17 protein-coding genes and 1 pseudogene are annotated in these 21227 nt (G+C 69.6%); 8 read left to right on the top strand and 10 right to left on the bottom strand.

What is annotated here, in order from left to right:
* Nucleotides 1–47 precede the first annotated feature (47 nt).
* The 3 genes from IE325_RS45605 to thyX form a co-directional block, all read right to left on the bottom strand.
* The gene (locus IE325_RS45605; protein WP_190076138.1) at nucleotides 48–1733 is read right to left on the bottom strand and encodes a ribonuclease J; all 1686 of its coding nucleotides are present in this window, start codon (nucleotides 1731–1733) and stop codon (nucleotides 48–50) included.
* A 157-nt stretch (nucleotides 1734–1890) separates the two neighbouring features.
* Nucleotides 1891–2790, bottom strand: a complete 900-nt coding sequence (gene dapA / locus IE325_RS45600; RefSeq protein WP_190076137.1) for a 4-hydroxy-tetrahydrodipicolinate synthase — start codon at nucleotides 2788–2790, stop codon at nucleotides 1891–1893.
* 200 nt (nucleotides 2791–2990) lie between these two features.
* A complete protein-coding gene (gene thyX / locus IE325_RS45595) occupies nucleotides 2991–3731 on the bottom strand; it encodes an FAD-dependent thymidylate synthase (protein ID WP_190076136.1) in 741 nt (246 codons plus the stop codon).
* Between the two features lie 218 nt (nucleotides 3732–3949).
* On the opposite strand from thyX, the gene IE325_RS45590 reads away from it, so the two are divergent.
* Complete coding sequence (locus tag IE325_RS45590) at nucleotides 3950–4186, top strand: hypothetical protein (protein ID WP_190076135.1); 237 nt, start codon at nucleotides 3950–3952, stop codon at nucleotides 4184–4186.
* A gap of 92 nt (nucleotides 4187–4278) precedes the next feature.
* The gene (locus IE325_RS45585) at nucleotides 4279–4833 is read left to right on the top strand and encodes an SCO5741 family PH domain-containing membrane protein (protein WP_190076134.1); all 555 of its coding nucleotides are present in this window, start codon (nucleotides 4279–4281) and stop codon (nucleotides 4831–4833) included.
* Between the two features lie 78 nt (nucleotides 4834–4911).
* Here IE325_RS45585 and IE325_RS45580 read toward each other — a convergent pair whose 3' ends face one another.
* The 6 genes from IE325_RS45580 to eccD form a co-directional block, all read right to left on the bottom strand.
* A complete protein-coding gene (locus tag IE325_RS45580; RefSeq protein WP_190076133.1) occupies nucleotides 4912–5364 on the bottom strand; it encodes a tetratricopeptide repeat protein in 453 nt (150 codons plus the stop codon).
* Entirely contained in the window at nucleotides 5364–6116 is a 753-nt protein-coding gene (dapB, locus tag IE325_RS45575; protein WP_190076132.1) for a 4-hydroxy-tetrahydrodipicolinate reductase, read from the bottom strand. Before dapB ends, IE325_RS45580 begins: the two co-directional genes overlap by 1 nt.
* A gap of 28 nt (nucleotides 6117–6144) precedes the next feature.
* Nucleotides 6145–7524, bottom strand: a complete 1380-nt coding sequence (locus tag IE325_RS45570) for a M16 family metallopeptidase (protein WP_190076131.1) — start codon at nucleotides 7522–7524, stop codon at nucleotides 6145–6147.
* Nucleotides 7521–9737: a polyribonucleotide nucleotidyltransferase gene (locus IE325_RS45565; RefSeq protein WP_190076130.1), complete on the bottom strand. Its 2217-nt coding sequence runs from the start codon at nucleotides 9735–9737 to the stop codon at nucleotides 7521–7523. The genes IE325_RS45570 and IE325_RS45565 overlap by 4 nt, the downstream gene beginning before the upstream one ends.
* Nucleotides 9738–10036: 299 nt before the next feature.
* Nucleotides 10037–10324, bottom strand: coding sequence for a 30S ribosomal protein S15 (gene rpsO, locus IE325_RS45560; RefSeq protein ID WP_190076129.1), 288 nt, complete (start codon nucleotides 10322–10324; stop codon nucleotides 10037–10039).
* Between the two features lie 207 nt (nucleotides 10325–10531).
* Nucleotides 10532–11989, bottom strand: coding sequence for a type VII secretion integral membrane protein EccD (gene eccD / locus IE325_RS45555; RefSeq protein ID WP_190076128.1), 1458 nt, complete (start codon nucleotides 11987–11989; stop codon nucleotides 10532–10534).
* A gap of 274 nt (nucleotides 11990–12263) precedes the next feature.
* On the opposite strand from eccD, the gene eccCa reads away from it, so the two are divergent.
* The 6 genes from eccCa (at nucleotide 12264) to IE325_RS45525 (ending at nucleotide 20838) form a co-directional block, all read left to right on the top strand.
* Nucleotides 12264–16208, top strand: a complete 3945-nt coding sequence (gene eccCa, locus IE325_RS45550) for a type VII secretion protein EccCa (RefSeq protein ID WP_190076127.1) — start codon at nucleotides 12264–12266, stop codon at nucleotides 16206–16208.
* 136 nt (nucleotides 16209–16344) lie between these two features.
* A complete protein-coding gene (locus IE325_RS45545) occupies nucleotides 16345–16734 on the top strand; it encodes a hypothetical protein (RefSeq protein WP_190076126.1) in 390 nt (129 codons plus the stop codon).
* An 84-nt stretch (nucleotides 16735–16818) separates the two neighbouring features.
* Complete coding sequence (locus tag IE325_RS45540) at nucleotides 16819–17148, top strand: DUF397 domain-containing protein (RefSeq protein ID WP_190076125.1); 330 nt, start codon at nucleotides 16819–16821, stop codon at nucleotides 17146–17148.
* 87 nt (nucleotides 17149–17235) lie between these two features.
* Nucleotides 17236–19158, top strand: a complete 1923-nt coding sequence (locus IE325_RS45535) for an ATP-binding protein (protein ID WP_190076124.1) — start codon at nucleotides 17236–17238, stop codon at nucleotides 19156–19158.
* A gap of 58 nt (nucleotides 19159–19216) precedes the next feature.
* On the top strand, nucleotides 19217–20530 hold the full coding sequence (locus IE325_RS45530) for an SUKH-4 family immunity protein (protein ID WP_190076123.1): 1314 nt from the start codon (nucleotides 19217–19219) through the stop codon (nucleotides 20528–20530).
* A 29-nt stretch (nucleotides 20531–20559) separates the two neighbouring features.
* Complete coding sequence (locus tag IE325_RS45525) at nucleotides 20560–20838, top strand: SUKH-4 family immunity protein (RefSeq protein ID WP_229912560.1); 279 nt, start codon at nucleotides 20560–20562, stop codon at nucleotides 20836–20838.
* A 42-nt stretch (nucleotides 20839–20880) separates the two neighbouring features.
* Here IE325_RS45525 and IE325_RS45520 read toward each other — a convergent pair.
* Nucleotides 20881–21227, bottom strand: a pseudogene (locus tag IE325_RS45520) (hypothetical protein); the annotation flags it as partial.

Raw genomic sequence — 21227 nt, 5'->3', positions numbered from 1 at the left:
CCCCCCCCCCCGCTCCCAGTTCACGCGGTCGAACGTCCGACGGACCGTCAGACCTCCACCACCACGGGCAGGATCATCGGCCTGCGGCGGTAGGTGTCGGAGACCCACTTGCCGAGGGTCCGCCGCACCAGTTGCTGGAGCTGGTGAGGTTCGACGACGCCGTCCTGGGCCGATCGCTCCAGCACCTCAGTGATCCTCGGGATGACATCCCCGAAGGCGGAGTCCTCGATGCCGGAGCCGCGAGCCTGGATGTGCGGGCCACCCGTGATCTTGCCGGTGGAGGAGTCCACCACCACGAAGACCGAGATGATGCCCTCGTCGCCGAGGATCTTGCGATCCTTCAGTGCCGGCTCGCCCACGTCGCCGACCGAGAGGCCGTCGACGTAGACATAGCCCGCCTGGACCTTGCCGGAGATCTTGGCCTTGCCCTCGATGAGGTCGACGGCCACGCCGTCCTCGGCGATGACGATGCGGTCGTGCGGGACGCCGGTGAGGGCGCCGAGTTCGGCGTTGGCCCGTAGGTGGCGCCATTCGCCGTGGACCGGCATCAGGTTCTTCGGGCGGCAGATGTTGTAGAAGTACAGCAGCTCGCCGGCCGAGGCGTGGCCCGAGACATGGACCTTGGCGTTGCCCTTGTGGACGACGTTCGCGCCCCAGCGGGTCAGGCCGTTGATGACGCGGTAGACCGCGTTCTCGTTGCCGGGGATGAGGGACGACGCCAGGATCACCGTGTCGCCGTCGACGATGCGGATCTGGTGGTCGCGGTTGGCCATGCGGGACAGGGCCGCCATCGGTTCGCCCTGGGAGCCCGTGCAGACCAGGACCACCTCGCTGTCCGGGAGGTCGTCCAGGGTCTTGACGTCCACCACGAGGCCCGGCGGGACCTTCAGGTAGCCGAGGTCTCGGGCGATACCCATGTTGCGGACCATCGAGCGGCCGACGAAGGCAACCCTGCGGCGGTACTCATGGGCCGCGTCCAAGATCTGCTGGATGCGGTGGATGTGGCTGGCGAAGCTCGCCACGATGATGCGCTTGCGGGCGCCCGCGAAGACCTGGCGCAGGACGTTGGAGATGTCCCGCTCGGGCGGGACGAAGCCCGGGACCTCCGCGTTCGTCGAGTCCGAGAGGAGGAGGTCGATGCCCTCTTCGCTCAGGCGTGCGAACGCGTGCAGATCGGTGAGGCGGTTGTCCAGCGGGAGCTGGTCCATCTTGAAGTCGCCGGTGTGGACCGCCATGCCCGCAGGGGTGCGGATGGCGACCGCGAGGGCGTCGGGGATGGAGTGGTTGACCGCGACGAACTCGCAGTCGAAGGGGCCGATGCGCTCGCGGTGGCCCTCCGCGACTTCGAGGGTGTAGGGGCGGATGCGGTGCTCCTGGAGCTTGGCCTCGATCAGGGCGAGGGTCAGCTTGGAGCCGATCAGCGGGATGTCCGGCTTCTCGCGGAGGAGGAAGGGGACGCCGCCGATGTGGTCCTCGTGGCCATGGGTGAGGACGATGCCCTCGATGTCGTCGAGGCGGTCCCGGATGGACGAGAAGTCCGGCAGGATCAGGTCGATTCCGGGCTGCTCCTCCTCCGGGAAGAGCACTCCGCAGTCGACGATCAGCAGACGGCCGCCGTACTCGAAGACCGTCATGTTTCGGCCGATCTCGCCGAGGCCGCCGAGTGGGGTGACCCGTAGGCCGCCTTCGGGGAGCGGCGGGGGCGGGCTGAGTTCAGGATGCGGATGACTCAAAAGACTCTCCTCACCACGCGCGCCACGTACCGGTCGGGCACGTGGCGCGCGTGACGTTCGTGCAGAAGCAGTTGTCGTTGTGTGTAGTGCGCAGGCACCGGTGGCCCGCTTATTCAGTTGTGGAGTCTGCTGCGCGCCAGGCGCGCGAAGTCTGGTGTCAGAGCTGTACCCCGCCTGCGGCAAGATCGATCTTGAGCTGCTCGATCTCCTCGGGCGAGCACTCCGCCATGGGGGCGCGCAGCGGCCCGGCGGGCAGGCCCTGGAGGGCGAGCGCGGCCTTCGTCGTCATGACGCCCTGGGTGCGGAACATGCCGGTGTAGACCGGGAGCAGCTTCTGGTGGATCTCCGTGGCCTTCTGGACGTCGCCGGAGACATGCGCGTCGACGAGCGCGCGCAGGTCGGGGGTGACGAGGTGGCCGACGACCGAGACGAAGCCGACCGCGCCCACGGAGAGCAGCGGAAGGTTCAGCATGTCGTCGCCGGAGTACCAGGCGAGGCCGGAGCGTGCGATGGCCCAGCTGGCTCGGCCGAGGTCACCCTTCGCGTCCTTGTTGGCGACGATGCGCGGGTGCTCGGCCAGGCGGACAATGGTCTCGGTGTTGATCGGGACGCCACTGCGGCCGGGGATGTCGTAGAGCATCACCGGCAGCTCGGTGCTGTCGGCGATGGCCTTGAAGTGGCGGTACAGGCCCTCCTGCGGGGGCTTGTTGTAGTACGGCGTGACGACCAGCAGGCCGTGTGCGCCCACCTGCTGTGCCGTGCGGGCGAGCTCCAGGCTGTGGTGGGTGGAATTGGTGCCGACGCCGGCCACGACATGGGCTCGGTCGCCGACCGCCTCCAGTACCGCTCGTACGAGGTCCGCTTTCTCCGCGTCGCTGGTGGTGGGGGACTCGCCGGTGGTCCCGTTGATGATCAGGCCGTCGTTGCCTGCGTCCACCAGGTGCGTGGCGAGCCGCTGCGCGCCGTCGAGATCGAGTGCGCCGTCCGCCGTGAAGGGCGTGATCATGGCGGTGAGGACCCGCCCGAAGGGGGTCTGCGGAGTGGAGGTCGGAGCCATGGGTTACACGCTACTCGTTGCGCACGGCCTGGTCTGCCCTCGGGGGGTGCGGGAAAGTCAGGACAAATATGGAGCCCGGCACTGCCTGCTCGGGGGTTCAAGCAGTGCCGGGTCCGTTTGATCAGGCTAGATGAACTTCTCTAAATGCCGCAATACGGACACTTCATGAGGCTGACGCCTGCGGCTGTGCCTGCGGTGCGTTACGGCGCCACGCGGCCGTTCGCATTGAAGGCGGCGTGCGTCAGCGGCATGAGCCCCGCCCACTCCGCCTCCATCTTCTCGCCGACCATCTCGATCTCCCGCTGCGGGAAGGACGGGACCTTGGCCAGCTCGTGCTGGGTGCGCAGGCCGAGGAAGTGCATCAGCGAGCGTGCGTTGCAGGTGGCGTACATCGAGGAGAACAGGCCGACCGGGAGGACGGCCCGGGCGACCTCGCGGGCCACGCCGGCGGCGAGCATCTCCTGGTAGGCCTCGTACGCCTGCCGGTAGGAGTTCTCCATGGTGCGGCCGACCAGCTCCTGCTGGGCCTGGGTGCCCTCCACGAAGACGTACTTGCCCGGGCGGCCCTCCTGGACCAGCTTGCGGGAGGCGTCGGGGACGTAGAAGACGGGCTGGAGCTCCCTGTAGCGGCCGCTCTCCTCGTTGTACGACCAGCCCACGCGGTGCCGCATGAACTCGCGGAAGACGAAGATCGGGGCGCTGATGAAGAAGGTCATGGAGTTGTGCTCGAAGGGGCTGCCGTGCCGGTCCCGCATCAGGTAGTTGATCAGGCCCTTGGAGCGCTCGGGGTCCTTCTGCAGCTCCTCCAGGGACTGCTCACCGGCGGTGGAGACGCGGGCGGCCCACAGCACGTCGGAGTCGGCCGCGCTGTGCTTGACCAGCTCGACGGTGACATCGCTGCGGAAGCTGGGCTTGGGGTCGTCGACGGGGGTGTCGGTCACGGCTCGGGGGGTCCTTCCATCACTTCTCTGGGCGGCGCCCACTCTACGGGTCGGCACTGACAACGGGGCGTTCGGTGCCGGGTCGCGACATACGTCGGCGAACATCAGCGAATTTCTGTGAATTCGGCGAAACCGGGCACCTTTTGGGGCACTCGCTCGTCTGTGTTGGTGATGGTCGCTCATACGATCCCGACGCTCCCGAGAGGAGAAGACCCCCGATGCTTCGTCGGCGCGAGTCCGTACCGTTCACCTTCCTCGCCGAAGCCGACCGATTCCGCAGCAATGTCGCTCCCCCGCCCCGCGAGCGGGCGTCCATCGGCCAGATAGCCGGACGCTGGCTGCTGGGGCTCACCATCGTCGCGGGGCTCGTCGGCTCGCTGGTGGTCGGGATGCCGGCCCTGTCGACCGAGACCGGTTCGCAGAACCAGCAGTCACAGGCCTCCGAAGGGCGCTGACTCCATCCGGACCCCCGAGGGTGGTGAGCGGCGACGCGGGTCGATAGCCTCACCGGGCACAGCCCATGCATGGATTGAGTGAGGACCCAGCCGTGCCCCTGCCCTTCCTGACGGCCGACCGCACCTTCGAGGTGGCCGACGATGTCGCGCTGCCCTTCGACGACCACGAGCGCTGGCGGCGTCCCTACCGTCCCGGCCCGTGGCGGGTGGGCATGGCGGCGCTCGGGCTGCTGCTCGCCTCGTTCGTGCTGTTCGCGGCGGTCATCATCGCCCTGACGGGCACGGTGAACGCGGCGGCGGTGGTCTTCGGCATCGCGCTGGCCATCATCGTCGGCGCCCTGCGGCTGCTGCGCATCGGCGTGTGGGTGAGCTCGCGCGGGCTGCGCCGGGTGGGCTTCCTCGTCACGCGTACGGTGCCCTGGGACGAGGTCGTCGCCGTGCGGACGGTGCAGCAGCCGGTGCGCTGGCTGGGGCTGCCGCGGACCGTGCAGGGGCAGGCCCTGCTGCTCGTACGGCGAGGTCGGGAGGCGAATGACGCGCCGACGCTGATGACCACGCACAACGCGGACTTCCTGGCTCGGGTCGCGGCGTTCGACCGGGCCGCCGACGCGGTCGAGGCGTGGGCGGCGGAGCACGCGCGCCGCTGAGCCGGGAGCGACGACGAGTACGGCGAAGGGGCCGGTCCGCAGCGCATGCGGGCCGGCCCCTTCGGCGTACGGGCTGGCTCAGGCCTCGATCGTCCTGCCCTCGTGGAGTGCGATCGCCTGCTGCATCGCCTTCCGCGCCCGCGGGGTGTCCCGGGCGTCGTGGTAGGCGACCGCCAGGCGGAACCAGCTGCGCCAGTCCTCGGGGGCCGCTTCCGTCTCGGCCCTGCGCTTGGCGAAGACCTCGTCGGCCGAGTCGCGGTCGATGCGTCCGCCGGGCGTGCGCTTCAGCTCGTCGACGGGCAGGCCGCCCTCGGCGTCGAGTTGGGCGGCGAGGGCGTTGGCCTTGCGGACGAACTGGGTGTTCTTCCACAGGAACCACAGGCCGATGACCGGCAGGATCAGCACCGCGACGCCGAAGGTGACGGTGATGATCGTGCCGGACTGGATGAGCATCACGCCGCGGCTGCCGACCAGGACGAAGTAGACGACCAGGACGGCGGCCGTTATGGCGTAGGACAGCTTGGCGCGCATCAGCCCAGGTCCAGGAAGTGTTCCAGGCCGAAGGTGAGGCCCGGAGTGGTCACCACGCGGCGGGCGCCGAGCAGGATGCCCGGCATGAAGCTGCTGTGGTGGAGGGAGTCGTGGCGGATGGTGAGGGTCTCGCCCTCGCCGCCGAGGAGGACCTCCTGGTGGGCCAGCAGGCCGCGCAGCCGGACGGAGTGGACGGGGATGCCGTCGACGTCCGCGCCGCGCGCGCCGTCCAGGGCCGTCTCCGTGGCGTCCGGCGCCGGGGCCGTGCCCGCCTCGGCGCGGGCCGAGGCGATGAGCTGGGCGGTGCGCGTGGCCGTACCGCTCGGGGCGTCGACCTTCTTCGGGTGGTGCAGTTCGACGACCTCCACCGACTCGAAGTAGGGCGCGGCGATCTGCGCGAACTTCATGTTCAGGACGGCCCCGATGGAGAAGTTCGGCGCGATGAGCACGCCGGTCTCCGGGGAGGCGGCCAGCCAGCCGTTCAGCTGCGCGAGGCGCTCGTCGGTCCAGCCCGTCGTACCGACGACCGCGTGGATGCCGTGGTTCACGCAGTAGTCGAGGTTGGCCATGACCGAGTCGGGCGTGGTCAGTTCGACGGCCACCTGGGCGCCCGTCTCCGCGAGGGTCTCCACCTTGTCGCCCCGGCCGAGGGCGGCGACCAGCTCCATGTCCTCGGCGGCCTCGACGGCCCGTACCGCCTCGGAGCCGATCCGGCCCTTGGCGCCGAGGACCGCCACGCGCAGCTTGCTCATCTCTTGTGCTTCCTTCAGCAGGGGGTGGTCAGGCGACGGCGTCGTTCAGCCGGGACGCCTGCTTGTCCTTGAGCGGGCCGATGACCGACAGCGAGGGCCGCTGGCCCAGGATGTCGCGGGCGACCGAGCGGACGTCGTCCGGGGTCACGGCCGCTATGCGGGTCAGCATGTCGTCGACGGACATCTGCTCGCCCCAGCACAGCTCACTCTTGCCGATGCGGTTCATGAGCGCACCGGTGTCCTCCAGGCCGAGGACGGTGGAGCCGCGGAGCTGGCCGATGGCGCGGTCGATCTCGTCGTCGGACAGGCCGTGTTCGGCGACCTGGTCGAGTTCGTCGCGGCAGATCTTCAGCACGTCGTGGACCTGGGAGGGCCGGCAGCCGGCGTACACGCCGAACAGGCCGCAGTCGGCGAACCCGGAGGTGTACGAGTACACGCTGTAGGCCAGGCCGCGCTTCTCGCGGACCTCCTGGAAGAGGCGGGACGACATGCCGCCGCCGAGGGCGGTGTTGAGGACCCCGAGTGCCCAGCGGCGCTCGTCCGTGCGGGCCAGGCCGGGCATGCCGAGGACGACATGGGCCTGCTCGGTCTTGCGGCCGAGGAGTTCGACGCGGCCTGCGGTGCGCAGGGCACGGCTGCCGTTGCGCGGGGCGATCGGAGCCGCGTCGCCGTTCTTGAAGGCGCCCGCCTTGTCGAAGGCCGCGCGGACCTGTCGTACGACCTTGTTGTGGTCGATGTTGCCGGCGGCGGCCACGACCAGGTGCGTCGGGTCGTAGTGCTTCTTGTAGAAGCGGCGGATGCGGTCGGCGGTGAGGGCGTTGACGGTGTCGACGGTGCCGAGGACCGGGCGGCCGAGGGGGTTGTCGCCGAACATGGTGTGCGCGAACAGGTCGTGCACACAGTCGCCCGGGTCGTCCTCGGTCATGGCGATCTCTTCGAGGATCGCGCCCCGCTCGACGTTGACGTCCTCTTCGAGTATCAGCGAGCCGGTGAGCATGTCGCAGACGACGTCGATGGCGAGCGGCAGGTCGGTGTCGAGCACGCGCGCGTAGTAGCACGTGTACTCCTTCGCCGTGAAGGCGTTCATCTCGCCGCCGACCGCGTCGATGGCGGACGAGATGTCCAGCGCCGACCTGCGGGTGGTGCCCTTGAAGAGCAGGTGCTCCAGGTAGTGCGTGGCGCCGTTCAGCGTCGGCGTCTCGTCGCGGGAGCCTACGTGTGCCCAGATGCCGAAGGTCGCGGAGCGGACCGAGGGCAGGGTCTCGGTGACGATGCGCAGGCCGCCCGGGAGGGTGGTCTTGCGGACGGTGCCGATGCCGTTCTCGCCCTTGATCAGGGTTTGGGTACGGGCGACGGCCCGCGCCTCCGAAGAGGTGCGGGCCGTCGCCGTGGAGTTACTCGACGTCACTGGTCGGCGTCGTCCTTCTTGTCGGCGTCGTCTTCGCCCTCGATCACGGGGACGAGGGAGAGCTTGCCGCGGGAGTCGATCTCGGCGATCTCGACCTGGACCTTCTGGCCCACGCCGAGGACGTCCTCGACGTTCTCCACGCGCTTGCCGCCGGCGAGCTTGCGGATCTGCGAGATGTGCAGCAGACCGTCCTTGCCCGGGAGCAGTGACACGAACGCACCGAAGGTCGTGGTCTTGACGACCGTACCCAGGTAGCGCTCGCCGACCTCCGGCATGGTCGGGTTGGCGATGCCGTTGATCGTCGTACGGGCGGCCTCGGCGGCCGGGCCGTCGGCGGCACCGATGTAGATGGTGCCGTCGTCCTCGATCGTGATCTCGGCGCCGGTGTCCTCCTGGATCTGGTTGATCATCTTGCCCTTGGGGCCGATGACCTCACCGATCTTGTCGACCGGGATCTTCACGGTGATGATCCGCGGCGCGTTCGGGGACATCTCGTCCGGCGTGTCGATCGCTTCCATCATCACGTCGAGGATGTGGAGGCGGGCGTCACGGGCCTGCTTCAGGGCCGCGGCCAGGACGGAGGCCGGGATGCCGTCCAGCTTGGTGTCGAGCTGGAGGGCGGTCACGAACTCCTTGGTGCCGGCGACCTTGAAGTCCATGTCACCGAAGGCGTCCTCCGCACCGAGGATGTCGGTGAGGGTGACGTAGTGGGTCTCGCCCTCGATGTCCTGGGAGATCAGGCCCATGGCGATACCGGCGACGGGGGCCTTCAGCGGCACACCGGCGTTCAGCAGCGACATGGTGGAGGCGCAGACCGAGCCCATGGACGTCGAGCCGTTGGAGCTCAGCGCCTCGGAGACCTGGCGGATCGCGTAGGGGAACTCCTCGCGCGTCGGCAGGACCGGCACGAGGGCGCGCTCGGCGAGGGCGCCGTGGCCGATCTCGCGGCGCTTCGGGGAGCCGACGCGGCCGGTCTCGCCGGTGGAGTACGGCGGGAAGTTGTAGTTGTGCATGTAGCGCTTGCGCGTCACCGGGGAGAGGGTGTCGAGCTGCTGCTCCATGCGGAGCATGTTCAGCGTGGTGACGCCCAGGATCTGGGTCTCGCCACGCTCGAACACCGCGGAGCCGTGCACGCGCGGGATGGCCTCGACCTCGGCGGCGAGCGTACGGATGTCCGTGACGCCACGGCCGTCGATGCGCTTCTTCTCCTTGATCACGCGCTCGCGGACGAGCTGCTTGGTCAGGGAGCGGTACGCGGCGGAGATCTCCTTCTCGCGGCCCTCGAACTCCGGCAGGAGCTTCTCGGCGGCGAGCGCCTTGACGCGGTCCAGCTCGGACTCGCGCTCCTGCTTGCCGGCGATGGTCAGCGCGGAGGCGAGCTCCGGCTTGACGGCGGCGGCCAGAGCCTCGAGGACGTCGTCCTGGTAGTCCAGGAAGATCGGGAACTCGCCGGTCGGCTTGGCGGCCTTCGCGGCGAGGTCGGCCTGGGCCTTGCAGAGGACCTTGATGAAGGGCTTCGCGGCTTCCAGACCGGCGGCGACGACCTCCTCGGTCGGGGCCTCGGCGCCACCCTGGACCAGCTTGATGGTGCCCTCGGTGGCCTCGGCCTCGACCATCATGATCGCGACGTCGCCGTCCTCCAGGGTGCGGCCCGCGACGACCATGTCGAAGACGGCGTCCTCGAGCTCGGTGTGCGTCGGGAAGGCCACCCACTGGCCGCGGATCAGCGCGACGCGGACGCCGCCGATCGGGCCGGAGAAGGGCAGACCGGCCAGCTGCGTCGACGCGGAGGCGGCGTTGATCGCCACGACGTCGTACAGGTGGTCGGGGTTGAGCGCCATGATCGTGGCGACGACCTGGATCTCGTTGCGCAGGCCCTTCTTGAAGGACGGGCGCAGCGGGCGGTCGATGAGGCGGCAGGTGAGGATCGCGTCCTCGGAGGGCCGGCCCTCACGACGGAAGAAGGAACCGGGGATCTTCCCGGCCGCGTACATGCGCTCCTCGACGTCCACCGTGAGGGGGAAGAAGTCGAGCTGGTCCTTGGGGTTCTTGGAGGCGGTGGTGGCCGACAGCACCATGGTGTCGTCGTCCAGGTACGCCACGGCGGAGCCGGCGGCCTGCTTGGCCAGGCGGCCCGTCTCGAAGCGGATGGTGCGGGTGCCGAAGGAGCCGTTGTCGATGACGGCCTCGGCGTAGTGGGTCTCGTTCTCCACTAGCGTTTTCTCCGTTACTTTTCGTCTGTTTCGTCTTTTGTCCCGTCCACCCGTGTGGCGGAGGGACGTGGGCGGAGAAGCGCGCCGTCTGGTGCGGGCCGGTCTTCGATCGAAGCACCCGGGGTTCGCATCGCCCGGGGGCCACTACCGAGGACCGGCGGCGGCGAGGTGCACTTCTCCTCGTGTCACTGCGTTGTGCTACCACACTACAAAGCGGGTGTGATACTCCGCACGTTTCCATACGTACGGCAAAGGGAGCGGCTCCCGATCTCTCCGGGAACCGCTCCCCTCATGGCGTCTTACTTCGCGCCAGCCGCACCGCGACGGATGCCGAGGCGGTCGACCAGCGTACGGAAGCGCTGGATGTCCTTCTTCGCCAGGTACTGCAGCAGGCGACGGCGCTGACCGACGAGGATCAGCAGACCACGACGGGAGTGGTGGTCGTGCTTGTGGGTCTTGAGGTGCTCGGTCAGGTCCGAGATGCGACGCGAGAGCATGGCGACCTGGACCTCGGGGGAGCCGGTGTCGCCCTCCTTGGTACCGAACTCGGCGATGATCTGCTTCTTCGTGGCGGTGTCGAGCGACACGTGTACTCCTCATGAGTCTTCTGTTGCCACCGAGTGCCCCTGGTCTGCATCTCAGGGGAGCTTCCGTGACTCGGGAGGCGGGGATCCGCTGGGCGCTGCCCCCAGGTGGACCGGGGGCGCGTACACAAACGGCCGTCACACAGCGTACCAGCACAAGAGGGCGCCCTTGTCAGGCGCCCTCTTCGGTCGGATACCGGCCTCAGTCGGTCAAATACCGCCGCGGACCTTGGCGTAGATGTCGAGCACGGCCAGGCAGATCGGGACCAGGGACAGCAGGACCAGCGAGTCCGCGAGGTCCAGCATGCGGCCCCAGAACGGGGAGAGCCCCTTCTGCGGGACGATCAGGGCGATCGCGATCAGCAGCAGCACGCCCGCGCCGACCGAGGCGGCGAGCCACAGGGTGCGGACGTTGACCGGTCCCGAGTTGTCCTTGAGCAGTTCGATGATGATGTCGGCGGGCGGCGAGATCGCGAGGCCGAGGACCAGCAGGGCCAGGGTGACGACACCGGCCACGAACAGGCAGGTGACCTGGGCGGTGTAGCGGAACAGGCGGGCGCGCAGCATGGCGGCGAGGCCGGTGCACAGCGCGAGGAGCTGGGCCCAGCCGCTGTCGCTGAAGCCGAGCACGGCGCCGCCGGCGCCGACGATGACCGCGGCGCAGCCGCCGACCAGGCCGAGCAGCAGCTCATGACCCCGGCTGGTCTGGGCGACGATGCGCTGGACGTCCACGGCCTCGAGGTCGCCTTCCTGGCCGTCGCGACGCGCGCGGGCCAGTTCCTCGGGGTTGCGGAAACCGATCGGGAGCTTGGCGAACCGGGCCGACCAGCCGGGCAGGAACCCGACCACCGCCAACGCGACGACCGAGGTGCCGCCGGCGATCTCGCGGGGCTCGGCCTCGGTGAGCACACCACAGAACACGGCGAGGGTGCCGATCGCTGAGGCGAGCGCGGCGGCCACGAACGGGGCGTCGCCCTGCGGCAGCAGCATGATCAGTACGACGGAGCAGAGGAGTACGGCGACACAGCCGACCAGGAACTGGATCCGGCCGGGACCCTCACCCGCGTCCTGGGCGATGACGCCGGAGCCCGCGATGAGGGCGTGCGGCAGGGCCGAGATGCCGAGTGCGACGGCGGAGCCGCGGTCGTCGTACACCCGGGCCCGTACGCCGGCCAGTGACATCAGGGCGAGCGCGGTGACGCCGGCCAGGATGCCCTGGAGGCCGTGCATGTCGTGCCGTAGCGGATCCGCGAACCAGAAGACGAAGCCGAGCATGATCAGCAGGAGCGATCCCGCGACCAGGCCGGCGACCCGCATCAGGTTGTCGTTCCAGCTGCGGACGTCCTGCTTGACCGCGGCGGCGATGGCGTCGACCACGTCGTCGTGCACGGCAGGCGGCAGGGAGTCGGCGAAGGTGCGCAGCAGCAGCACCTCGCCGTCCCGGACGCGGTGCTCGAGCAACGATCGGCTGGCGTCCAGCACTTGGCCCTCGCGGGTCACAAGGTGGTAACCGGCGGGACTTGTGTCCGACTGGACCAGGCCCGAGAGTCTGACGATCTCGGGAAAGAGGTCCTGGATCGGCAGGTCCTCCGGCAGCGCGACATCGACGCGACTGTCCGGCGCTGCGATGGTGATTCGGCAGAAACCTGTCGAAGTCCCCGTGCTCACCTGGTGTTCCCCCTGCTAGACAAGGCTCTTCGCACCGCTCCTACGGCGCGGGTCGCCACCTTATCCGCTGCCACACCCGGCGAAGGACCTACCTCCCGCATTCCTCTCAGGACCTGCGCCGCATCTCCATCCGCCTCCCTCCCTCGGGCACCCGAGGCATCAGTAGGATCGACCTCTACGCGAACGACGCCTACGCGAACGAAGAACACGTCGCGGTACAACGGGGGCGTCGGTGCCAGGACGTACGTATCAATCGCGAAGGATGAGTGCATCGGTGAGCGTCGTCATCATCAAGCGACCACCGCGGATAGTGCCCCCGACCGTCCCTGACGGCGAGGTCAAACTGGAGACGCCTCCCGAGATCCCTCGCGAGGGCGACGAGAGCATGCTCATGAACCTGCTGCCCATGATGGGCATGCTGGGTTCCGTCGGTTTCTTCTTCATGCCCAACCTGCCCTCCTATATGAGGGTGGTCGGCGGGCTGATGCTGGCCTCGACGCTGGCCATGGCCATCGCCCAGTTCGCCAAGTCCCGTCAGGGCGGCGGCGCGGGGATGGCCCAGGACCGGCGTGACTACTTCCGCTACCTGGAGCAGGTCCGCAAGGACGTGCACAAGACCGCGGAGCTGCAGCGGCAGAGCCAGCTCTTCCAGCATCCCGACCCGGAGCAGTTGTGGGCGGTGGCGGCCGACGGCAAGCGGCTGTGGGAGCGGCGTCCGACGGACGCGGACTTCGCCTCCGTGCGGATCGGGCGCGGTGTGCAGCAGCTCAACACCCCGCTGGTCGCGCCGGAGACGGCACCCAAGGAGGAGCTGGAGCCGCTGACCGCGGCGGCCATGAAGGCCTTCCTCGACGCGCACGGCAGTCTGGCCGATCTACCCGTGTCGATCTCGCTGCGTGCCTTCTACCACGTGACGATCTGCGGCGAGTCGGACACGGTCTACGGCAATGCCCGCTCGGCCCTGTCCCAGTTGGCGACGCTGCACTCGCCCGAGGACCTGATGATCGCGGTCGTGGCGCACCCCTCCGCGGCGGCGGACTGGGACTGGATCAAGTGGCTGCCCCACAGCCAGCACCCGAAGATCAAGGACGGCGCCGGTTCGACCCGGCTCCTCTTCGACGACCTCGGTGAGCTGGAGGAGGCACTGGCGGACCAGCTGGGCGACCGGTCCCGCTGGAACCGTGAGGCGACTCCCGTCTACGACCAGCCGCACCTGATCGTGGTGCTGGACGGCGGCACCGTGCCGCCGGACTCCGAACTGGCCAGCGCCGAGGGCCTGCAGGGCGTCACGTTCCTGGAGATCTCCCCCGGCCCGCTGGAGGAGGAGCTGCGCGCCGGTCTGACCGTCTACGCGAAGCCGGACCGGATGCGGCTGTTCGTCGGCCACGAGTCGGCGTACACCGGCAAGCCCGATGTGCTGAACCCGGCGCAGGCCGAGTCCCTCGCGCGGCAGCTGGCCCCCTTCCGGGTCGGCTCCGCGGAGGAGGGCGAGCCGCTGCTGTCCAACCTGGACTTCACGGACCTCATGGGCATCGGCGACGCGGGCACGGTCGACGTCTCCCGCACCTGGCGTCCGCGCACGCTGCACGAGCGGCTGCGGGTGCCGATCGGTGTCGGTGAGAACGGCGAGCCGGTCATGCTGGACCTCAAGGAGGCCTCGCAGGAGGGCATGGGCCCGCATGGTCTGTGCGTCGGCGCCACCGGTTCCGGCAAGTCCGAGGTGCTGCGTACCTTGGTGCTCGGTCTGGCGGTGACGCACTCGTCGGAGACGCTGAACTTCATCCTCGCGGACTTCAAGGGTGGTGCGACCTTCGCCGGCATGGCGGACATGCCGCACACCGCGGCCGTGATCACCAACCTCGCGGACGACCTCACCCTGGTCGACCGTATGCGTGACTCGATCATGGGTGAGACGCAGCGCCGCCAGGAACTGCTGCGCTCGGCGGGTAACTACGCCAACCTGCACGACTACGAGAAGGCCCGAGCCGCCGGCGCCGCGCTGGAGCCGATGGCCTCGCTGGTGATCGTGCTCGACGAGTTCTCCGAGCTCCTCACGGCCAAGCCGGACTTCATCGACATGTTCATCCAGATCGGCCGTATCGGCCGTTCGCTGGGTGTCCATCTGCTGCTGGCGTCGCAGCGTCTGGAAGAGGGCAAGCTGCGCGGCCTGGACACCTATCTGTCGTACCGGATCGGTCTGCGGACCTTCTCCGCCGCCGAGTCGCGTACGGCGATCGGTGTCCCGGACGCCTACCACCTGCCGTCGATCCCCGGTTCCGGTTATCTGCGGTACGACACCGACACCATGGTCCGCTTCAAGGCGGCGTACGTGTCGGGGGCGTACCACGGCGAGGGCCCGTCCCGGGTGCACCGCTCGACGCAGCTGCGGCCCGCGCTGTTCTCGGCGGAGCATGTGGCGCTGCCGCCGCAGCCGGTGATCGAGGAGCCGGAGCCGGACAACCGGGTGGACGACGCGCTCGCCGACACCGTCCTGGACGTCCTCGTCGGCCGCATGATCAACCAGGGTCCGCCCGCCCACCAGGTATGGCTGCCCCCGCTGGAGGAGGCGCCGTCGCTGGAGCAGTTGCTCCCGCAGCTCGCCGTCACTCCGGAGCGTGGCCTGACCGCGCCCGACTACACGGCGCTCGGCCGGCTCAATGTGCCGGTCGGTCTGGTCGACAAGCCGTTCGAGCAGCGCCGTGACGTGCTGTACCGGGACTTCGCGGGCGGCGCCGGCCACGGTCTGTTCGTCGGTGGTCCGCAGTCCGGCAAGTCGACTCTGCTGCGGACGCTCATCTCGTCGTTCGCGCTCACCCACACTCCGTCCGAAGTGCAGTTCTACTGCCTGGACTTCGGTGGTGGCTCGCTGATCTCGATGGAGGACCTGGCCCATGTCGGCGGGGTCGCCAACCGTCTCGACGCGGAGAAGGTGCGTCGCACGGTCAGCGAGGTCGAGGGCATCCTCAACGCGCGTGAGGAGTACTTCCGCGCGAACAACGTCGACTCGGTGGCGACCTACCGTCAGCGCCGGGCCGCCGGTCAGCTGCCGGACCAGATCTGGGGTGACGTCTTCCTCGTCATCGACGGCTGGGCCACGTTCAAGACCGACTACGAGATGCTGGAGGCGACCGTCACGGAGATCGCGACCCGCGGTCTCGGCTTCGGTGTGCACGTGATCCTGACGGCGAGCCGCTACACCGAGGTGCGCCCGGCACTCAAGGACATGCTCCAGAACCGCATCGAGCTGCGTCTCGGTGACCCGACGGAGTCGGAGATCGACCGCAAGGTCGCGCAGAACGTCCCCGCCACCGTGCCGGGCCGTGGTCTGACGCAGGACAAGCTGCACTTCATGACGGCGCTGCCGCGCGTCGACGGCTCCTCGGCGACGGACGACCTGTCCGAGGCCGCGTCGATCCTGATCAGCGGCATCAACGAGAACTGGCAGGGCCAGCACGCCCCGGCCGTACGACTGCTGCCCACGATGATGCCGGCGGACCGGCTGCCCAAGGGCTTCGAGCACCCGGAGCGCGGTGTCGCCATCGGCATCGACGAGTCGTCGCTGTCGCCGGTGTTCGTGGACTTCGAGACCGACCCGCTGTTCATCGTGTTCGGTGAGAGCGAGTCCGGTAAGTCCGCGTTGCTCAGGATGCTGGTCAAGCAGATCACCGAGCGGTACACGCCGGACCAGGCGAAGATCGTCATGGGTGACTACCGGCGCGCCCACCTGGAGGGCGTGCCCGACTCGCACCTGTCTCGGTACTGCGCCTCGGCGCCGGCCCTCACGGAGACCCTGGAGGGCCTGGCCGGCTCGATGCACCGCCGGATGCCGGGACCGGACGTCACGCCCGAGCAGCTGCGCAACCGCAGTTGGTACAACAGCCCGGACGCGTTCGTCATCGTGGACGACTACGACCTGGTGGCGACCGGCGTGAACCCGCTGGCCCCGCTGCTCGAGTACCTGCCGTTCGCCCGTGACGTCGGTCTGCGCGTCATCATCGCGCGGTCCTCGGGCGGTGCGAGCCGCTCGCTGTACGAGCCGGTGATGCAGCGGATGCGTGAGCTGGGCGCGCAGGGCCTGGTGCTCTCCGGCGACCGGTCGGAGGGCCAGCTGCTCGGCAACATCACGGCGACGCAACTGCCGCCGGGCCGTGGGTACTTCCACACGCGCCGGCGTGGTGGTCAGCTGATCCAGACGGGGTGGCTGCCGACGCGGTTCTGATATTCCGTGTTGATGCTGTGAGGGGCGGGACCCGTGAGGGTGCCGCCCCTTTCTGTTCCCCGTTAAGGTGACGGTGGGACTTACACGGTGGGACATAAATAATTAGCCACGGGGGGCAGTTGTGCCGTCGGACTACATGGATTCCGATCCTCAGGTCCTCAAGACCGAGGGCTTCCACATGTTCAACGTCGGTGTGGACTTCGCCGCGGCCGTGAAGGCCCTGCAGCAGGGACTGACCGCGCTTGAGAAGAGCGACTCCACCCCACCCTGGGGCGACGACGACATGGGCGAGAAGTTCGGTGTCGCCTACGAGGGTCTGCGCGACGGCATGTACGAGTCCATGGCCAGCCTGGCGGAGCGCATCGCCGGCATGGGCGTCGCCTTCGGCAAGATGGGCGTGGCGCACGAACAGAACGAGGCCGCGCAGGACGCCATCTGGAAGGAGACGATGGCCCAGTACGACGGCCAGGTCCAGGTGCCGTCCAACGGCGTGCACGCCAGATTGCGGCCTCACCAGGACCTTTGATGCCGGACGGGCAGATGCGGGACGGCCTGCGCCAGTAGGGTGAGGGACGTTCGTCATCCGCACGTGAGGAAGAGGCCCAGCAGCATGACCGAGGCACGGGACAACGAGGTCGGGACTCAGGCCGAGGGCATCGCCGAGGACGTCAAGGCACGCAAGGAGCGCGAGCGCGACGAGCTTTACGCGCTCGACATCTCCGGCGTCGAGTGGCACTGCGCGCCCGGTACCGAGCAGGACGAGGAGCGCGTCGAGATCGCGTACCTGCCCGAGGGCGCGGTGGCCATGCGGTCCTCCCTCGACCCGGACACGGTCCTGCGGTACACCGAGGCGGAGTGGCGTGCATTCGTGCTGGGGGCACGGGATGGGGAGTTCGATCTGGAGCCGGCGCCGCACAACGGTGGGCTGGTCGCGGAGTAGCCCGCCTCAGGACGTACGTCGTCCGGCGCGGCGCCTAGGATCAAGGTCGTACGAGTAGGCATCCGCGACGGCGGAGGACGGGGACCCATGACCGGCTCGAGCGAGGACTTCGCACCGCACCCACACATAGGTGGCCGGACCGCCGCACTGCGCGCGCTCACCGCATGGCGTGGGGCCGCGGTCGGCGCTCCGCGCGTGGTCGTGGTCACCGGCGGTTCCGGCAGCGGGCGTTCGCGGCTGCTCACCGGGTTTCTGATGCTGTGCGATCCGGAGTACCGCAAGCAGCTGCCGTTGGACGAGATGGATCCGTCGACGGTGCCGCCGGAGCTGCCGGCCCCGGCCGTGCCCGCCCCCGAAGAGCTGACCGCGGCCCAGGTCTTGTGGCTGCTCGCCGACCACTATGAGCTGAACGCCACCAGCGTCGAGGGCGTGTACGCCGAACTGGCCGCGCTTGAGGAGCCGGTCACCGTCGTCGTACCGGACGTCGATCGTGCGGGACCGGTGCGGGCGGCAGGCGAACCCGCACGGCTTGTGCGTGAGGTGCTCGCCCCGCTGGCCGCCACGGAGACGGTCCGGCTGCTGGCCGAGGTGCCGCGCCCGCTGGCCGCCGAGCTGGCGGGGGGGCTGCCGTCCGGCACAGTTCAGGTCATCGATCTGGACGAGCCGGCGTGGGCCGATCCCGAGGGCCTGGTGCTGCACGCGCAGGCGGCGCTGGACCCGCGGTTCGGGGCGCCGGAGCTGCCGTTCACGGTGGATCCGGCCGCCCGTCTCGCCCTGGGAACGGCCATCGGGCGCCGGGCCGGCACCAGTCCGCTGGTCGTCCAACTCGCCGTCAACTGCGTGCTGATGGCGCCGGAGGGCTTCGACCCCGACGACGAGCGCTTCCTGCCGACGTCTGTCAGTGAGGCTCTGGACCTGCACGCCGGGCGGCTCGGCGCCGACCCGCGGACGCTGCGGCTGCTGCTGGCGCCCCTTGCCCTGGCCGAGGCCGGCGGCATACCGGTCCAGCTGTGGGCGAGGCTGGCGAGCGCGGTCGCCGAGCGGGACATGAGTCAGGAGCTCGCGGGCGGGATGCTGCTCGCCGCGCCGTTCGTGCAGCCCGAGGAACAGGACACCGAGGACGGCGGCCGCACGCTGCTACGGCTGCTGCACCCGGCCCTCGCCGACGAGATCCGCGCCGGTCTGCCCGGCGTCGCCGCCGCCCAGACCCAGATCGCTATGGCCTTGCTGGAGGCCGTGCCGGAACAGGACTGGGGCAAGGCCGACCCCTATGTGCGCGACCACATCGCCGGCCACACCCTGGAAGCGGGGCTGCTGCCCCAACTTCTCACGGATCCCGCCCTGTTCGTCCACGCTGATCCGGTGCCCCTGCGCGCCGCGATCGAGGCCGTACCGACCGAGGAGCTGGGCGCACCGGCCCGTACCTATCTGCGTACGGCGCCGCTGCTGACCCGCACCCAGGCGCCCGTCCTGCTGCGTGCCGCGCTGCTGGAGACCGCGTTCGTCGAGGATGGTCTGCCCGAGTACGCCGAGGCGATCCGCGGACGGCTCGGCCTGGAGCTGCCCTGGCAGACGCTGTGGAGCCTGCCCTTGTCCGGCGTCACCGCCGTGACCGTCGGCAGTCTGCCGGGCCCCGACGGATCGGCCACCCCGGTCGCCGTGCTGGTCGTGCCCGCAGGGACGCCCGGCGCGCGGCCGGTCGGTGCGTCGGGCGATCCTGCGGTGCTGGTCCATGGCCTCGTAGAGCCTGGTCACCTCGGGGATGCCGATCCCGAGCAGATTCTGCGCCCCTCGGAGGAGGAACGTGCCGCTGCTCCGCTGGGCCTGAGTCGCGGTGCCGACTATCTGCGGGTCTGGGAGCGGGCGGATCGGACAGTCGTGGCCGCGCTGATCTCCGATACGCCGTTCACCGCGGCCGACCTGTCCCTGGACGGCGTCCTCCTGCTCGCCACCGAGCGCGGGGCCAAGGCCCTCCGGATCCACGCGACGGGCGCGGAGCTAGCCTCGTAGTCGCGTACGTCATCCTTCCTCCTCCCCTCTCGACCGAACACTCCGAAGGAGCCACCCCGTGACCAGCCAGGAGCAGGCGCTCGCCATCGCCGACCGTTGGCTCAACCCGGAAGGCTCCACCGAGCCGCGTCGCGAGGTGCGGATGCAGGAGTTCGACCTGGGCTGGGTCGTGTGGGCGGCGCCCGCGGAGCCCGAGCGTGACCCGGAGACCGGGGAGCGGCGGCCGCCGGCCGACATCGGCAACGCGTGCGGGGTCGTGGACCGTGGCAGCGGCGAGCTGACGGTGTGGCCGTCGGTGCCGGTGGACGAGGTCGTCCGGATGTACCGGCAGAAGCACGGGGGCTCGTCCGAGGGGGCTGCCCGTCCGGTCACCGGGCCCGGCAACACGGCCGTCTTCACCTACCTCGATCCTGCGAACGGCGAGGAGACGACCCTCTTCCGCACCTCCGCCCCCGGCCTGCCCCCCGCCGAGTACCAGGCATGGGCCGAACTGCGGCGGATGAACGTACCCACCGACAATGTCGTGGCCATCCACACCGATCTGCGCCCCAGCCTGCTCCCCGGCGGCTACACCGCCGAACTCCTCAACAATTTCCGCAACGCCCAGCTCTCCTGCTCCCAGTCCTACGGGGCCCGTCCCGAGGCGCGTGCGGAGGGCATCGCGGCGCTGATCGAGCAAGTCGAGTCGATGCACCGGATCGCCGGTCAGCAGCCGCCGCCGCTCCCGCACCGCGTGCCGGTGCCGGCCCAGGTGACGCCGGCTGAGCCGATGCGTGACGTGGCGCTCGGCCGGCATCTCGTCGAGGTCTTCGGCCAGGACGGCGTACGTCGTTACGACGCCGACGACATCGCCGACAGCCAGTTGCCGGAAGCCGCCGGGGCGACGCTCACCTGGGCGGGGCTTCCCGCCGACCTCCCGCTCTTCTTCACCGCCGACCGGTCCGACGCGCCTCCGGCGGGCGGCCTGTTCACGGACGTCGCCACGAATCTGCGCGAGCGGCGCAGCCCGGCTGGCGAGGAGAAGATCGGCGCGCTGTCTTATCTGGTCCGGATCGGCTTCGACGGCGTCGCGGTCATCGCAGTGCAGTGCCAGCCGGGGACGGGGCAGCCGGACGGCCTGGGTGCGCTGTGGGCGGTGGATCCGGTCACGGCCGCGGCGCGCTACGTCAATGTATCTGTGGCCGCCTTCGCCCGTTCCCTGAGCCTGCTCGACGCCGCGCGGCAGCGGATGCAGGGGCTGGACCCGGTGACGGCCGGTGCGGAAGTGGCGGCGCTGCAGGAGCAGTTGGCGGCTGTGGACGCGTCGGCGCTGGGGAACGCGGAGACGTGGTGGTCGCTGATTGTCGAGCAGATGTGGCATGGGTTGTTCTGACCGGCCCGCTACGACGAGGAGAGCAGCCCGTGACCTCCGAGCAGGCCCTCGCCATCGTGCGCGGCCGGTACGCGCTGCCCACGCTGCCGGACGGCACTCCGGCCGAGCTGCGGGTGACGGAGTTCGACATCGGGTACCTGGTGTACGCGGTGTTCCCGCCGGTCACGGACGCCGCCGGACGGCCTCAGCCGGCTCCGCCCGGTGGCAGCAAGATCGTGGTCGTCAAGGACACCGGCGAGACGGTCACCGTCCCGAACCTGCCGTCGGAGGAGGCGATCGCGCTGTACCGGAAGCAGCGTCAGTCGTGACGCCTGCGGTAGAAAGCCTCGGCGTCCTCTGCCTCGATCGGGTCAGTGCATCGCGTCCGCAAGTGAGGCGCCCGCCGCCGCGAAGATGACCGCCATCATGGCCAGGCGGGTGTGTCCGCGCCGCGCCAACTCCACGCCGAGCCCCGCGGAGGTGAAGCTCAAGCCGTACACCACGGTCCCCGCACCCACCTGCGCATCGCTCGTGAGCTGCCCCACGATCACGACGAGGCAGACCAGCGCCACCAGAACGGGACGTCCGGCCCGGCCGGGTACGTGGGCCTCGTCCTCATGCTGCTGCTCGGCGTGGTCGGGGTGTTCCTCTTCCTCTCCAACTGGGCGAACCGCCGCGCCCGGATCCTGGTCGACGCCACCGGCCTGTGGGTCGAGAA

Origin of the sequence: Streptomyces lanatus (assembly GCF_014655715.1) — a bacterium.
In the GTDB taxonomy this organism is placed as follows: Bacteria; Actinomycetota; Actinomycetes; order Streptomycetales; family Streptomycetaceae; genus Streptomyces; species Streptomyces lanatus.
Note: the sequence above shows the minus strand (reverse complement) of the source record. Positions and strands in the feature narration are given on the sequence as shown.

What these genes read in the sequence shown, in the direction of transcription:
- IE325_RS45590 (WP_190076135.1), top strand. Translation starts at nt 3,950, where the DNA reads ATGCTTCGTCGGCGCGAGTCCGTACCGTTCACCTTCCTCGCCGAAGCC.
- dapA (WP_190076137.1), bottom strand. Translation starts at nt 2,790, where the DNA reads ATGGCTCCGACCTCCACTCCGCAGACCCCCTTCGGGCGGGTCCTCACC.
- IE325_RS45540 (WP_190076125.1), top strand. Translation starts at nt 16,819, where the DNA reads ATGACCGAGGCACGGGACAACGAGGTCGGGACTCAGGCCGAGGGCATC.
- IE325_RS45545 (WP_190076126.1), top strand. Translation starts at nt 16,345, where the DNA reads ATGGATTCCGATCCTCAGGTCCTCAAGACCGAGGGCTTCCACATGTTC.
- IE325_RS45535 (WP_190076124.1), top strand. Translation starts at nt 17,236, where the DNA reads ATGACCGGCTCGAGCGAGGACTTCGCACCGCACCCACACATAGGTGGC.
- IE325_RS45580 (WP_190076133.1), bottom strand. Translation starts at nt 5,364, where the DNA reads ATGCGCGCCAAGCTGTCCTACGCCATAACGGCCGCCGTCCTGGTCGTC.
- dapB (WP_190076132.1), bottom strand. Translation starts at nt 6,116, where the DNA reads ATGAGCAAGCTGCGCGTGGCGGTCCTCGGCGCCAAGGGCCGGATCGGC.